The following is a 14914-nucleotide window of genomic DNA, read 5'->3' on the forward strand; positions in this document are numbered from 1 at the left end:
AAAAAGGCGGCATTCTTTTTATCCGATGACATGATGCATGGTCGCATGGGATGGACCTTCACGCGGCCATGCGTATGAATACGGGCATGGATACCAAGCCGTCCTCCACCCACCATGTGGGATCTTCCCGTCCGCTACGCCTGGCCGATGATGTGGTCAGCCATGCCGTCTATGGCGGCCCGGACAGATGCTACCGCTATGAACTGACGCGCACGTGGAATGCGGATCGCCCCGCTGTCATGTGGCTGATGATGAACCCGTCGGTCGCGACCGAGGACGGGGATGACCGCACCGTGGCCAAATGCCAGCGTTATGCCCGCGCATGGGGCTACGGCACGCTGCTGGTGGGCAACACGTTCGCCTATCGCTGCACCGACCAGAAACGCCTGACGGAAGTGCCCGACCCGGTTGGTCCCGATAATGACCGCCACCTGCTGGACATGGCGCGCCGGGCCGATCTGGTGATTGCCGCCTACGGCTCCCCCCAGATCAGGAGCCTGCTGCCACGCGGGCCGGAAGTGGTGCGGATGCTCCAGCAGCATGGCATTACCGTCAGCGCCATGCGCCTGAGCCGCCGTTCGGACCGGCCGGAACACCCGTTATACCTGCCCGCCGACCTGCGCCCTGAACCCCTGCCCGCCTATCCACCCGCCTGAACATCCCGAAGGGCATGCGGCGGGCAGTGGCAGGCCGGCCGGTCAGAAGCTTTCTTCCGCCCGGCAGTTGACCGGCACTTCGGAAATGCTGACCTCGTTGGGGGATGTGACAAGGAAATGGGCAATGCGGCCGATTTCCTCTGGCGGGGTCATTTTCAGGTCTGGCATCATACCGGCCACCATATCCGTCTTGACGAATCCGGGGCAGATGACGGTGGAACGGATGCCATGGTCAAAACCTGCGTGGCGGATGGCGTGCGCCAGCGCCAGCGACCCGAATTTGGACACGGCATAGGCCCCCGAATCCGCATCATAAACCCGCTTGCTAGACAGTGAGCCGATAACGATCACCCGTCCCTGCCCACAGGCCACCAGCTGGTCCCACGCGGCGGCCACAAGCCTGCGGGGGCTTTTGATATGGACTTCCAGCATGTCGTCCATATCACGTTCGGAAATGTCGATGACGCTTTTCCACGTGCCAATGCCCGCATTGGCCACAACGGCATCAATCCGTCCGAAGCGGGCCTGTGTTTCCTTTACCCATGCCGCTTCGGTCATGGCATCAAGTGCGTCATAGCTGGAAACCAGCACACGTTCCCCATCCGCCCACGCGGGCATGTGGGGGGTGCGCATGCCAAGGCTGACGCACCAGCCTTCATCATGAAATTTGCGGGCGATGGCGGCCCCCATGCCACGCGCGGCACCTGAAACCATAATGACCCGTCGGGACTCTACCATTTAGGTTTTTCCTGCATCCTGTTTGTTATCGATACAGGTTCCATCCTTTCACATGATGAACGATCTGACGAATTCATATGCATTACGCAATGAACGCGAAGCCGTCATTCCCTTAAGTAAATAAAAGTTTTGGGTGTCATCTTTGTTCAAAAAAGGCGACGTTCTTTGAAGCTTTTTAAAAAGAGCTTCATCAAAAAACTTCTTTATTATCCGAACAACGCCAGTTGCCGGGGCGCAGGCTGCGTATTGCGCGCACGCAGTCCCGATACGGTAATGCCCAGCAGTCTTATGCCCCGTGGCGGGGGAAAGCACGGGGCCAGCAGCGCCTGCGCGCGATCTGTCAGGTCGGTCGTATCCCGCACCGGTTCCGCAGCCGTGCGCCCGCGCACAATCTGGCGGAAATCGTTGTATTTCACCTTTATGGTCACGGTAACACCCGTCAGGCTGCGGGCAGTGCAGCGGTCCCAGACCCGTGCCGACAGGTCTGCTACAATATTGCATGCCGCAGGCCAGTCATGGATATCGGCTTCGAACGTTTTTTCAGCCCCTACCGAACGGCGCGGGCGGTTGACCTCGACAGGACGTTCATCAATTCCGCGCGCAATGCCGTAATAGAAATCTGCCGCCTTGCCAAAATGCCGCAGCAGGCGGGACAGTGGCTGCTGACGCAGATCCAGCCCCGTGCGAATGCCCAGCGCATGCATCCGCGCCGCCGTGGCCGGGCCGATGCCGTGGAATTCCTCCACCGGCAGCGCTGCTACAAAATCAGCACCCATGCGCGGCGTTATGACAAACTGCCCGTCCGGTTTGCGATAATCCGATGCCAGCTTGGCCAGGAATTTATTGTAGGACACGCCTGCGGATGCGGTCAGGCCCGTCTCTTCGCGAATAAGGTCACGAATGGCCTGCGCAATCGCCGTGGCGGATGGATAGGGCTGCAAGGGATGCGTGACATCCAGATAGGCTTCATCAAGTGAAAGCGGCTGGATAAGCGGGGTAAAACGCGAAAAAATGTCATGAACCTGTGCCGAGACCGCACGATAGACATCAAAGCGTGGTGGTACGAACAGCAGGTCGGGACATTTACGCAGCGCGGTCACGGATGGCATGGCCGAACGGACACCGAAACGGCGGGCTTCGTAACTGGCGGCGGCAACCACGCCACGGCGGCCCACGCCCCCTACCGCAAGGGGCCTGCCCCGCAGGGCGGGATCATCGCGCTGTTCAACCGAGGCATAGAATGCATCCATGTCCACATGGATGATACGGCGGTAATCTGGCTGCTGCGTCACGGCGCACCACAGGCCCGGCAGCAGGGCGTGCCGCGCGCGACCACGCCCCGATGGGGCATGGTCGGCGCGACATTACGGCAGATCAGCCGTTGCACTTCTTCTTCTTAAGGAAATACGCGATAACACCGGCAATCGCGCCAAGAACCAGGATGCCCTTGAGGCAAGGGGACTTGGAAGGGCACTTGGTTGTACATTCAGACATAATTCATTCCTTGATAGACAGGTCCGTTCCAGACCGGAACGGCACTGTATTCATACTAACGCATGGCTGAAACATGACCATACCGCATTTTTACATGATTGCGCCCGGTCAGGCCTGACATGCGAAGACAGGGCAGCGGCATTGCGTTGCTACATCTTTTGTTACATCTGGCGCCGCGCGATGATGCAATGACAGAGACCGGAGATATGAACCATGAAGAAATTTGCCTTACTGCCCGCCGCCGCCCTGGTGATGGGATCCGCGCTGGGTGTTGCCCATGCCGCCCCTTCCAACGGCCGTGCCGTCAACCGTGACTTCGCCAAGCTGTCGGCTGATGGCAGCCGCGCGTTTGACGATATCGCCATGGCCCGCACCGCGCTGGCCAATAACGACCCCGCCGGTGCGGCCAAACTGCTGACCGACGCCAACAATGCCCTGACCCGCGCCAAGAGTGACAACAAGGTGTTCATGAAGGCTGAAGCCCAGCTGACCCCGCCCAAGAAGGCACCGGCCGGCGCGCCCGCACCCTCCGCCTCGGCTTCCACCCAGCCTGTCGCATGGCTGCCGGTTGATGGCGAATATATCGTGACCGAAGACCTTGAACCCACATCCACCAAGGGTTCGGCCGTGGCGTCCGCCAATACCAGCCTGAACAAGGGCCAGACCGCACAGGCGGCACAGAACCTGCAGATCGCGGCCGTGGACGTCGACTTCGTCCTGGCCATCGCCCCGCTGGATCTGAGCGCAAGCGATGTCTACCGTGCATCCAACCTGCTGGCAGGCAAGGACACAAAGGGGGCTGACAGCGCACTGCAGGAAGCCCAGAACAGCATCCGCTTCGTATCCGAAGACATGGTCGGTTCCCCTGCGGGCCAGGGTAGCGGCAAGAAATCCGCCCACTGATACGCGGTCGTTTCCGGTCGTTTTCATGCATCGCATGCTTACGTCACATGCTGCTTCCCTGACCGGGAAGCAGCATCGCCTGCCTGACCGGCCGCGGGCCGCCTGGCGCATCGCCGCATATGTCGGCCTGGCCTGTGCCGCCCTGTCGGCCCGGCCCGCATGGGCAGGTGGCGAAATCGAACTGTGCCTGCAACAACACGCGGTCGAAAATGCCTTTGTGCAGGATGCCCCGGCGCGGGGTCCGGTCCATGTGCCCGCGGGTACGGCACTCAGTTATGCCGGGCATGCCTTCGGGCCAGCATCTGATCCGCTGGATCGTGCCCATGCCGCCCCGGACGGGGATGGATGGCGCAATATCCCGCCTGCGGAAGAAACCCGCCGCCGGCAGCTGCAGATGGAAGATATCGGGGGGGATGGCGATTATCACCGTCCGCAGGCAGCCCTTATGACCACGACGGCGGTGACCCTGTCCCATGCCCATCCCTGCGCGCGCGTTGGTGCGACGGCCCTGCTGTCCGATGACTGGACATGGACAATGGATACCATTCCGGCCCGTCCCGACATGTATTTTCAGGTCTATGGCACGGTCACCAATAACCAGCTTGACCCGACATTCAACAATGATGCCGACCCGTTCCAGTGGACCGCAGCCCACGGCGGCCTGAACGCCATTGTTACCCAGACCATTGACCAGTCACTGACCCTGCGTTCAGGGGGATAGGTGTTACGCGAATTTAAATAATATACTGCCTTATACTCTGGCTGTCCTGAACCGTTCCTTAACCGATGCCATATGCCCCATCCGGGCCGTTGCATTCAGTTACCGAAAGGATGGATGACCGAAGAGGGTGGCGTAACATAACATGCATGCTAAATGTTGCTTTAACAGCACTTCTGACAGGTTGAACAACCTTGGCAGCCGATGGGAAAGTATGGAGAACGGGATGGCCCTCTATCAGTCCGCACAGTTTGTTGATACGTGGACCGATCCTGAATTCGACAAGATCCATCCCCCCCGCACCGTGGCACCCCATTCCGGCATTTACCGCTGTGTTGGCTGTGGCGTGGAAATTGCCGCAAGCGAAGGACATCTCCTGCCCCCCGCCCACGCCCATCCACACCGGCTGGGCACACGGGAAGCGTGGCAGATGATAGTCTATGCCGACCACCGTCCCAAACTGGTGTGAGCCGTTACTGATCGGGTGCGGTACATGGATGTACCGCCACCTCTTACCACCAGCCACCGCCCCACGGGCCGCCCCAGCCGCCACCCCAGCCCCACATGCCCCAGTTCCATGAGGCATCCTGATACATGTCAGCTGTCATCTGCTGCTGATCCGCCAGGTTCTGGGCCTGTACATAGGACATGTAGCGTCCATAGGCCGCCTGGTTACCCACATACAGGCAATTGCATACCTTGGGATCGGAATAGACATACAGCATGTGATCCCCGAACGATTTCTGAAGAAACCGGTTGGCGGGAAGTTTCTGCAACATTTCCTGACGTTCCGGCGTATTGGCCGGACGTGCAACGAACCCTGCCGCGGCAAGGCTGTTTTCCTTGTCCACGATCTGGTCATGCACGCTTTCACACGCAGTCAGGCCACCTGCCGCCGCGACCAGCAATACGCCGCCAGTATATAGGTGCCTGAACCTTTTCCGGTGTCCCATCGACATTCTGCCTGTTTCCATCCTGTTAATTTCCGCATCCTGTCCCATGCGTGGAACGGAATAAAGATGTGACAGAAAAAACATATGCATTATTCCGACCGACTTTGATTTATCTCATGTCCGGGGATGGAATACCAATGCAATAACAGCAGGGCGATGGGGGCATCGCATATCGAATCATCACTTTAAAACTCAGGCAGGCTTACCATATGGTAGCCTGCCTTTTTTTACCTGTTACCAAGTATTCCCTGTAATCCATGTCTTTTTCAAGGCATGGAGTGCCAGTATCCTCGCCAGACGTCAACCGGGATACAATCAGAAAACGGCGACCTGCGCCTTGGTCCGTTCAGGGGGGATGGCAAGCGGGCTGCCATCATCACGCAGGACATAACCCTGTCCCCATACGGTGGCGATAAGCTGCCCTGCGCCGGCGACCTGCAGTTTCTTGCGCAGCTTGCAGATGAAGACGTCAATGATCTTCATTTCCGGTTCATCCATGCCGCCGTACAGGTGGTTCAGGAAGGCATCCTTGGTCAGCACCATGCCCTTGCGCAGCAGCAATAGCTCCAGGATCATGTATTCCTTGCCGGTCAGATGCACGTTCTGGCCGTGTACCGTCACTTCGCGGCTATCCAGGCTCAGTTCAAGCGCCCCCGCGCGCAGCGTGGGTTCGCTATATCCCTTTGATCGCCGGATGACCGCCTGCATCCGTGCGGTCAGTTCCATGGATTCGTAGGGACGTGTCACATAATCGTCCGCACCGATGGAAAATGCCTTCACCTTGGCCATAGGAGTCCGCTCTTCCGACAGGATCAGCACCGGAGTCGGTACACGTGCGGCCCGGCTGATACGCAGGACTTCATACCCATCCACATCAGGCAGCCGGACATCAATGACGGCAAGGTCGTAATTATACGATTTCAGCATTCCCAATGCATCATGTCCCGTATCGACATGATCTACCGTAAAGCCACCTTTTTCCATATGCCGGGTGGTCTCTTCGGCTTTTCGTGCAACAGGCTCAACAAGCAAAATCCGCATATCGACCATCCAGTAGATATTTAACAGTGCAACTACCTATAGGTGCATTGTAATTCCGGGACAACCTAAAGTTGATAATATATTACCGCCCTGTTATAATCTTTATGAATTAATATCATTTATTTCATTAATTAAGCATTAAGGCGCCCACGTCGCCATTCCAGCCGTATGGTCCAGTGGCCCCGCCCCGCTACCATAACCGGGCGCCCCGGCAATCGCCTTATGTACATATGCGCGTGCCCGCATCACCGCATCACGCAGGGACATGCCCTGCCCCAGACCGGTCGCAATCGCACTGGCCAGCGTGCAACCGGTACCGTGCGTATGCCGGGTATGGATGCGGCGGGTCATGAATTCTTCCGCCACGCCACCGCGTTCCAGCAGCACATCCACCAGTTCGTCGCCTTCCATATGCCCGCCCTTGAGCAGTACGGCACGCGGCCCCAGCGCCAGCAGGTCATGTGCTGCGGCAACCATTTCCTCCCGGTTCCCGATCCGCCGACCCAGCAGGGCCTCGGCTTCGGGCAGATTTGGGGTCAGGACGGATGCAAGTGGCAACAACCGGGATTTCAGGGAGGACAGCGCACTATCCTGCAATAATGCAGCCCCTCCCTTCGCCACCATAACCGGGTCAAGGACATAGGGAATATCGACGGATGTTATCAGCACGCCGGCGATTGCTTCGATCACTTCCGGGCGGTCCAGCATGCCACTTTTGAACGCATCCACGCCAAGGTCATCCATGACACAGCGCATCTGGGCAATGACGAAGGCGGGCGATACCGGCATCACCTCATGCACGCCCAGCGTATTCTGCGCGGTCAGCGCCGTCACGGCGGTCATGGCGAAACCACCCAGCATGGTGACGGTCTTGATATCCGCCTGGATACCGGCCCCGCCCCCGCTGTCGCTGCCAGCCATGATCAGGATACGTCCATTCATGGATCAGCCTGCCATCTGGATCGCGTTGATCGCGTCGCACATGTCCTCGACCACTTCTTTCACCAACAGTTCATCTTCCGCTTCCGCCATCACGCGCACCAGCGGTTCCGTCCCGCTTTCACGCAGCAGCAGCCGCCCGCGGTCCCCCAGGCGTTTTTCCGCGGCCTTGCGGGCTTCATGCACCTGCGGGTCCTGCAACGGGCTTTTCCCGGCAAAGCGGACATTCTGCAAAAGCTGGGGATAGGGCTTGAACATGCGGCAGACCGCACTGGCGGGGCGACCGGATTCCACCACTTCCGCCAGGACCTGCAGGGCGGCGATCAGTCCGTCGCCCGTGGTGGCGAAATCGGACAGGACCATGTGTCCTGACTGCTCGCCCCCGATATTCGCACCCAGTTCGCGCATCTTTTCCACGACATAGCGATCACCCACCGCCGTGCGGACCAGTTCCAGCCCCTGTGTTTCCAGATAGCGTTCCAGCCCCATGTTGGACATGACCGTGGCCACGATATACCGGCTGGACAGTCGTCCCTGCCGCGCCCATGACTTGGAAATCAGGGCAAGGATCTGGTCGCCATCAATCAGGCGGCCCTTTTCATCGGAAATCAGCACCCGGTCCGCATCCCCATCCAGGGCAATGCCGATATCCGCCCGGTGCCGCAGCACGGCGGCGCACAGGGCTTCGGGGCGGGTGGACCCGCAACCTTCATTGATGTTGATGCCATCCGGGTCGCACCCGATCCGCACGACCTCAGCCCCCAGTTCCCACAATGCCGTCGGCGCGACACGATAGGCCGCGCCATTGGCGCAGTCGATCACGATACGCAGCCCATCCAGCCGCAATCCACGCGGAAAGGAGGATTTGGCATTTTCCACATACCGTCCCGCCGCATCATTCAGGCGGGACGCCCGACCGATCTGGTCCGGGGCCGCCAGCATATGGGTCAGGTCGGAATTCATCGCCGCCTCGATCCCGGCTTCCGTCTCATCCGACAGCTTGAATCCATCCGGGCCGAACAGTTTGATGCCGTTATCACCATACGGATTGTGCGATGCCGAAATCATGACCCCCAGATCCGCGCGCAGCGAACGGGTCAGCATGGCAATGGCGGGTGTCGGCATCGGCCCCACCAGCGTCACATCCATGCCTGCCGACAGAAAGCCGGACACCAGCGCGCATTCGATCATGTAACCCGACAGGCGCGTATCCTTGCCCAGCAGCACGCTGTGGCGGTGCGTTCCCTGAATGAAGCGGAGACCGGCTGCCTGTCCCAACTTCTGCGCCACTTCGACCGTCATGGGAAAACGGTTGGCAGTGCCCCGAATTCCATCAGTGCCGAACAGCTTTCTTGTTTTTACCATTACTGGGGATCTCCGGATGCATTCAGGTCGTACATCGACCTACCTTACCTGTCAGTGTCGATCCAGCCCCTGGCTGACCCGCATGGCCTGCATCATCGCCGTAACATTGTGAACACGTAGCACAGTACCTGCAAAAACCAGTCCCGGCAGGCTGGCGGCAATGGTGGCCGGATCACGACGGGCGGCATCTGGCTGGGCACAGATTTCACCCAGCATGCGCTTGCGTGAAACACCCAGTACCACCCGGCAGCCCAGATTGGCCAGTAATGGCAGACGGGCCAGTAGGTCCAGGTTGCCCTCCACCGTCTTGGCAAAGCCGATGCCAGGGTCAACCAGTATGCGTGCCCTGTCGATGCCGGCAGCCACCGCTTCATCCACCCTGTGCGCCAGTTCGCGCACTACATCCACCGCAACATCATCATAGGCCGTATGGTCGTGCATGGTTGCAGGCGTACCCCGCATATGCATGAGCATGACCGGGCAGCCATGCCGCGCCACCACCCCGCGCGCCGCCGGATCATATGTCAGGGCCGAGACATCATTGATGATATTGGCCCCGGCTCCCAGTGCATGATCCATGACCATGCCCTGTCGTGTATCAATGGACAGGTACAGGTCATCGAATGCAGAATTTTCCCGCACCGCACGGATAACCGGCCCGATACGACGCCATTCTTCTTCCGCCGTTACCGGCGGGGCACCGGGACGGGTACTCTCACCACCAATATCAACAATCCGGCATCCGGCCGCATACATCGCCCCTATGGCATCCAGCGCAGGCGCGGCACGGTAATGCCGCCCCCCATCGCTGAAGCTGTCGGGCGTGACATTGATGATTCCCATAACCTGCGGGCCAGGTGGCAGACCGGCATCAGGAAATGGCGCGCCAACCCGATCTGCAGCCTGTACCCATTGCGCGGGAATGGCACAGGCAGACACGATACGCCCGTCTTCCCCCCCGCCCCACAACCGCGCCAGCGTATAGGCTGACGGCCCACCCGCCAGCCAGCGGGCCAGGCCGGCCGTTACAGCCTGCAGGGCGGCAGGGCCATGCAGCAGGGCGAGGGGCTCAATCAACCAGTCTTTCATCGTCATCTGTCTCAGCGGGTATCCTGAAAACGGTCCATGAAAAACGTCCTGCAAAAGCTGTTTTTCCAGAACGTTTCGGGGAACGCTGCCTTTTTGAAAAAGGTGGCACCCAAAAGCTTTTATTACTTTCCTATCAAGAAATTATTTTAAAATAATTTCTTATGATTCAAATACAAATATGGCGGGATAGCCATAGGCTACCCCGCCATATTTTACATCCGGATCAGCTATCCTAGCCAGCCGGTGCGGTACCAACGCCACCGCCACCTTCCGGCGCAGGCAAAGGCGCCACCGGGGCCGAGGGCGCCGAAGGCGGCACGGACGGACGCCGGTTTTCCGGCATCGGATCGTCAACCACCACGCGCTCGATCTTCTCGCCACGCAGCACCTGCCGGATTTCTTCACCCGTCAGGGTTTCATATTCCAGCAGGGCGGCACCCAGACGATGCAGCTGGTCAATATGTTCCAGCAGCAGGCTGCGGGCACGGTCGTAGGCAGCGTCGATCAGCTTGCGGACTTCATTATCGATCTCACGGGCTGTTTCCTCCGACACGTTCTTGTTCTGCGTGACGCTGTGACCAAGGAACACTTCCTGCCCGTTGCCACCATAGGCCACCATGCCGAGCTTTTCGCTCATGCCCCATTCAGTCACCATGCGACGGGCTACATCGGTCGCCATCTTGATGTCACCCGACGCCCCGGTGGAGACATTGTCCGGGCCAAAGATGATTTCCTCCGCCGCACGCCCGCCCATGGCCAGCGTCAGCTTGCCAATGCACCATGACCGGCTTTCGGAATAACGATCCTTTTCCGGCAGGCTCATCACCATGCCCAGCGCACGGCCGCGCGGAATGATGGTCGCCTTATGCACCGGATCGGAACCGGGGGTCAGGATGCCGACAAGGGCATGGCCACCTTCATGATAGGCGGTCATCTTCTTTTCATCTTCGGTCATGACCAGAGACCGGCGCTCGGCCCCCATCATCACCTTGTCCTTGGCGTTCTCGAATTCCAGCATGGCGACAGTACGCTTGCCAAGACGGGCAGCCATAAGGGCTGCTTCATTGACAAGGTTGGCCAGATCGGCACCGGAGAAGCCGGGTGTGCCACGGGCGATCACCTTGGGGTCCACATCGGATGCCAGCGGCACCTTGCGCATATGGACACGCAGGATCTTTTCACGGCCTGCCACATCGGGGTTGGGCACCACGACCTGACGGTCAAAACGGCCGGGACGCAGCAGGGCGGGATCAAGTACGTCGGGACGGTTGGTCGCGGCAATCAGGATCACGCCCTCATTGCTGTCAAACCCGTCCATCTCGACAAGCATCTGGTTCAGGGTCTGCTCGCGCTCATCATTTCCACCACCAAGGCCCGCGCCACGATGGCGGCCAACGGCGTCGATTTCGTCGATGAAGATGATGCACGGTGCGGCCTTCTTGCCCTGTTCGAACATGTCACGCACGCGGGATGCACCCACACCCACGAACATTTCCACGAAGTCGGAACCGGAAATGGTGAAGAACGGCACGTTTGCCTCACCCGCAATGGCACGCGCCAGCAGCGTCTTACCCGTGCCGGGGGGGCCGACCAGCAGCACGCCCTTGGGGATCTTGCCGCCCAGACGGGTAAACTTCTGCGGATCGCGCAGGAAGTCGACAATTTCCTGCAGTTCGCCCTTGGCTTCATCAATGCCCGCCACGTCGTCAAACGTCACACGACCCTGCTTTTCGGTCAGCATCCGTGCGCGCGACTTGCCAAAGCCCATGGCGCGCCCGCCACCAGACTGCATCTGGCGCATGATAAAGATCCACGCACCGACCATAAGCAGCAGCGGCGCATAGTTGATCAGGTAACGCAGGAAGGGGTTGGTGTCGCTTTCCAGCGGCTTGGCCGCGACCTCGACGCCCTTTTCCGTCAGGCGGGAAATCAGGGTCGGGTCCTGTGGCGCGTACGTGTCGAACGAGGTGCCATCCGTCAGCGTGCCGGTAATGTTATGTTCCTGCACCACGACAGACCGGACATGCCCGCTGTTCACGTCTCCGATGAAATCGGAATATGCCAGTTGCTGCGATGCGTGCTGCACGCTTCCCGGCTGGAAAACGTTAAACAGCAGCAGCAACAGGACGATGATGATAACCCACAGGGCCAGGTTACGGCCGAAATTGTTCATCTTGCCTACTGTTCCATCCGCTGGCCCCTTCGCCATCACCCCACGCGGGCAGACGAACAGACGCCACGTTCACTACGTCCTATCATACATAGGACGATCAAGGGACATTCACACCCCCAATCCGCCACCTTTTATGACAATGGATCAGTAAGGTCCGTCATCGGGCGCATAAAACATGGCTCCGGGCAGTACGGGATGGGGTGGCTGGTTCACAAAAACCGCATTGGCCACGCAATCCTGCGTGCGCAGCCCCATATGCGGAACGGCCATGACCCGCCCATCATGCCACAACGCGGGCAGCGTACGCAACACGCGTGCGGGCCAGACTGAACGCGACCGGCCAGCAGGCCACCATGATGCCACGGCACCCGCCGCCCCCATCATCCACCCCGGCGGCAGGGGCTGCGTCCGCAGCACGAACCGTCGGTCCCATACACCGCCCGCACGAGCAGGCATGGGGGGAGCAAGCGCTGATTCCTCGCGCGCGACAATCCATTGCTCATCACGCCACGGGATGATGGCCGCCCCCGCCAAGGTCGCAGGCCGGGGCGCATGGACCAGCCGTCCGACGGCCTCACGCCCCGGTGGATAATCCCGTCCGCCAATCACGCGGATCAGGGCGGAAAGCAGTCTTGCAGGCGCCAGCCCCGCAGGCAGCACCACCCATCCCCCACAATGAAACCGTGCATGGGCCGCAAGCCATTGCGCATCCGCCGCATCATGCGCCATGCGCGCCGCCCCCGCATTACGGGCCGCGGCCAGCAACCCCGTGACCTGAGCCCCATCATGGGCCAGCGCCTGCCGCGCGCGCGCGCGTTCCGTACGCAGGTCATGGTTTGATGGATCTTCCACCCATGCCGCCCCCGCCGCGCGAACGGTGGCATACAGGGCGGACTTGGCAACCCCCAGCAATGGCCGGACAATGCGTACATCAGCCACGGGCATCGCTGTTGCCATGGCCGCCAGCCCGTCATCACCACTGGCGGCGCGCCTGCGCATCATGACCGTTTCCGCCTGATCCCCCGCATGATGGGCCACCAGCAAGTCCAGCGCCCCAATTTCCCGACAGGCCGCAAACAGGGCCTGATAGCGCATGCGCCGGGCACGTTCCGCCATGCGGGGACCGCGTTCCAGTCCCGTCAGGGTCAGCAGGCGACCGGGAATACCAAGTGTGGACAGCCGGGTCAGGGTCTGCATGGCTTCGGATCGGGATTCGGCACGCAGGCCATGATCGACCACCAGCGCCACCACGTCACGTCGCCATTGCCGCGCAAGGATGGCCAGCGCCATGCTGTCCGCCCCCCCCGATACGGCAATCGCCACCGGCACGCCCTGACCCGGCCATGGGCCAAGGGACGCCATCACGGTGGCAAAACGTGACGGATTGACCGGTTTAGCCGAAAGCACCAGCGCCCTTTCGCCGGTCAGCTACACTTGGCGCGTTTACGGTAGACCTGTTCGGCGGATTTGATACGGGCGGCGGGTTCAGGAAATTCGCTGGAAAGCTTGTCCAGCGCCTGACAGGCTGATGCCTTGTCATTCAGCGCCACAAGCGTCGCCGCCACCCCCAGCAGGGCACTGGGCGCACGCTGCCCATGCGGCGCGCGATTATAGGCGTCATAATAGGCCAGCGCCGACTGACGGTACTGTTTCTGTCCCGCCAGCGACTGGGCCAGCAGGTACTGGGCATCCACCTGTCGGGGGGATTTGGGTCCGGACAGGACCTGCTGCGCATCAGTTTGCGCCGTGGCGTAATCCTGTTTCAGCAATGCGTCATTGCCGGCCTTCAGCACATCATCCGGCGTGCGCTTGGCTGCCGGCGCGGCTGCAGCGGCAGCAGGCGGGGCAAGGGTGCTGGAACCCGTGCCGCCGCCATGGCCATGCTGCATGGCGAAGTCCATGTCACCGATCTGCTTGCTCAGGGTGGCATTCTGCTGCTGTACCTGATTGGTCAGCTGGTCGATCTGCCCACGCATTTCCCGCGTCTGTTCTTCCAGCGCGTTTACACGGTCAAGCAGTTGCAGGGTCAGGGTATTGTCACCGGCAGCCTGCGCAAGCCCCATGCCCGCCAGCGAAATCCCACCGGCCAGCATGCCTACCTGGCCCCACCGTCGGCACAGGAAGGGGACCGAAAGGAAACATGACATCACAGACTGCATGGACCAAACCCTTTGAAACACAAGACATGCATACCTAAAACAAAACCGGCCGAGCGATAAGCGCCCGGCCGGTTCCATAACTGTCACGCCATCGAAAGCGTGGGCAGAAACTTACTGTACCGCCGTGATGGCGTTACGGTTCTGGGCCCAGGATGCTTCGTCATCGCCAACAGCGGTCGGACGGTCCTTACCATAGGAAATGGTGGTGATGCGCGATGCATCGACACCCTTTGCCACCAGGTAGTCATGTGCTGCATTCGCACGACGCTCACCCAGCGCAATGTTGTATTCTTCCGTGCCACGGTCATCGCAGTTACCGGCGATCTGCACGTGCACCTGCGGGTACTTGGCCAGCCAGGCAGCCTGCTTGTCCAGCGTCGCCTTCGCGTCGCTCGACAGCGTGTTCTGGTTCAGGGCGAACAGCACTCGGTCACCTGCGGTTGCAACCAGGTCAGCCTCGCTGCCCGGGGCCGGGCCGACCTGCTGCGTGGCGGCGCCCGTGTTCACGTTCTTGTTCGCATGATCGGAACAGGCAGCGAGAAAAAGGGCCATGCCGGCCGCACCAAGAAGCTTCAGTTTCATTACTTTTGATCCTGGATCGGTTTCATTTCTTGAAACCATTTGTTGAATTTCCGGATTTAAATATAGAACGGTCCCGAGTCTCGTTGCGCCCTGCCAAACAAACT

16 protein-coding genes are annotated in these 14914 nt (G+C 60.2%); 5 read left to right on the plus strand and 11 right to left on the minus strand.

Translation table 11 applies throughout. The features are described from left to right. The first annotated feature begins 50 nt into the window (after nucleotides 1–50). A complete protein-coding gene (locus tag AC1RQ9_RS10335; protein WP_193732771.1) occupies nucleotides 51–656 on the plus strand; it encodes a DUF1643 domain-containing protein in 606 nt (201 codons plus the stop codon). Between the two features lie 42 nt (nucleotides 657–698). Here AC1RQ9_RS10335 and AC1RQ9_RS10340 read toward each other — a convergent pair whose 3' ends face one another. Together AC1RQ9_RS10340 and dinB are read right to left on the minus strand one after the other, a co-directional pair. Continuing rightward, complete coding sequence (locus AC1RQ9_RS10340) at nucleotides 699–1394, minus strand: SDR family NAD(P)-dependent oxidoreductase (protein ID WP_193732772.1); 696 nt, start codon at nucleotides 1392–1394, stop codon at nucleotides 699–701. 206 nt (nucleotides 1395–1600) lie between these two features. Continuing rightward, on the minus strand, nucleotides 1601–2644 hold the full coding sequence (dinB, locus tag AC1RQ9_RS10345) for a DNA polymerase IV (protein ID WP_485986802.1): 1044 nt from the start codon (nucleotides 2642–2644) through the stop codon (nucleotides 1601–1603). A gap of 6 nt (nucleotides 2645–2650) precedes the next feature. Between dinB and AC1RQ9_RS10350 the strand changes: the two genes are divergently transcribed. The 4 genes from AC1RQ9_RS10350 (at nucleotide 2651) to AC1RQ9_RS10365 (ending at nucleotide 4978) form a co-directional block, all read left to right on the plus strand. Beyond that, on the plus strand, nucleotides 2651–2794 hold the full coding sequence (locus AC1RQ9_RS10350; RefSeq protein ID WP_485986803.1) for a hypothetical protein: 144 nt from the start codon (nucleotides 2651–2653) through the stop codon (nucleotides 2792–2794). A gap of 307 nt (nucleotides 2795–3101) precedes the next feature. Further along, a complete protein-coding gene (locus AC1RQ9_RS10355) occupies nucleotides 3102–3791 on the plus strand; it encodes a YfdX family protein (RefSeq protein WP_193732774.1) in 690 nt (229 codons plus the stop codon). A 109-nt stretch (nucleotides 3792–3900) separates the two neighbouring features. Next, nucleotides 3901–4512 (plus strand): hypothetical protein, encoded by a 612-nt coding sequence (locus AC1RQ9_RS10360; RefSeq protein ID WP_485986855.1) that lies wholly within the window; start codon nucleotides 3901–3903, stop codon nucleotides 4510–4512. Nucleotides 4513–4735: 223 nt separating this feature from the next. Next, nucleotides 4736–4978, plus strand: coding sequence for a hypothetical protein (locus tag AC1RQ9_RS10365; protein WP_193732775.1), 243 nt, complete (start codon nucleotides 4736–4738; stop codon nucleotides 4976–4978). Nucleotides 4979–5021: 43 nt separating this feature from the next. Here the strand turns inward: AC1RQ9_RS10365 and AC1RQ9_RS10370 are convergent, their stop codons facing one another. From AC1RQ9_RS10370 to pal, 9 genes are all read right to left on the minus strand, one after another. After that, nucleotides 5022–5468: a hypothetical protein gene (locus AC1RQ9_RS10370; protein ID WP_485986805.1), complete on the minus strand. Its 447-nt coding sequence runs from the start codon at nucleotides 5466–5468 to the stop codon at nucleotides 5022–5024. Nucleotides 5469–5777: 309 nt separating this feature from the next. Then, entirely contained in the window at nucleotides 5778–6503 is a 726-nt protein-coding gene (locus AC1RQ9_RS10375) for a response regulator transcription factor (protein WP_485986806.1), read from the minus strand. A gap of 138 nt (nucleotides 6504–6641) precedes the next feature. Continuing rightward, entirely contained in the window at nucleotides 6642–7445 is an 804-nt protein-coding gene (thiD, locus tag AC1RQ9_RS10380) for a bifunctional hydroxymethylpyrimidine kinase/phosphomethylpyrimidine kinase (RefSeq protein ID WP_485986807.1), read from the minus strand. 3 nt (nucleotides 7446–7448) lie between these two features. Next, on the minus strand, nucleotides 7449–8807 hold the full coding sequence (gene glmM / locus AC1RQ9_RS10385; RefSeq protein ID WP_193732782.1) for a phosphoglucosamine mutase: 1359 nt from the start codon (nucleotides 8805–8807) through the stop codon (nucleotides 7449–7451). A 51-nt stretch (nucleotides 8808–8858) separates the two neighbouring features. Further along, a complete protein-coding gene (folP, locus tag AC1RQ9_RS10390; RefSeq protein WP_485986856.1) occupies nucleotides 8859–9896 on the minus strand; it encodes a dihydropteroate synthase in 1038 nt (345 codons plus the stop codon). Nucleotides 9897–10128: 232 nt separating this feature from the next. After that, the gene (ftsH, locus tag AC1RQ9_RS10395) at nucleotides 10129–12069 is read right to left on the minus strand and encodes an ATP-dependent zinc metalloprotease FtsH (protein WP_193732786.1); all 1941 of its coding nucleotides are present in this window, start codon (nucleotides 12067–12069) and stop codon (nucleotides 10129–10131) included. A gap of 144 nt (nucleotides 12070–12213) precedes the next feature. Then, nucleotides 12214–13476, minus strand: coding sequence for a tRNA lysidine(34) synthetase TilS (tilS, locus tag AC1RQ9_RS10400; RefSeq protein WP_485986809.1), 1263 nt, complete (start codon nucleotides 13474–13476; stop codon nucleotides 12214–12216). A gap of 17 nt (nucleotides 13477–13493) precedes the next feature. Beyond that, complete coding sequence (locus AC1RQ9_RS10405) at nucleotides 13494–14228, minus strand: tol-pal system YbgF family protein (RefSeq protein ID WP_485986811.1); 735 nt, start codon at nucleotides 14226–14228, stop codon at nucleotides 13494–13496. A gap of 111 nt (nucleotides 14229–14339) precedes the next feature. Beyond that, the gene (gene pal, locus AC1RQ9_RS10410) at nucleotides 14340–14810 is read right to left on the minus strand and encodes a peptidoglycan-associated lipoprotein Pal (protein WP_141261093.1); all 471 of its coding nucleotides are present in this window, start codon (nucleotides 14808–14810) and stop codon (nucleotides 14340–14342) included. Nucleotides 14811–14914 lie beyond the last annotated feature (104 nt).

The sequence above is a fragment of the Komagataeibacter ossonobensis genome, assembly GCF_057359305.1.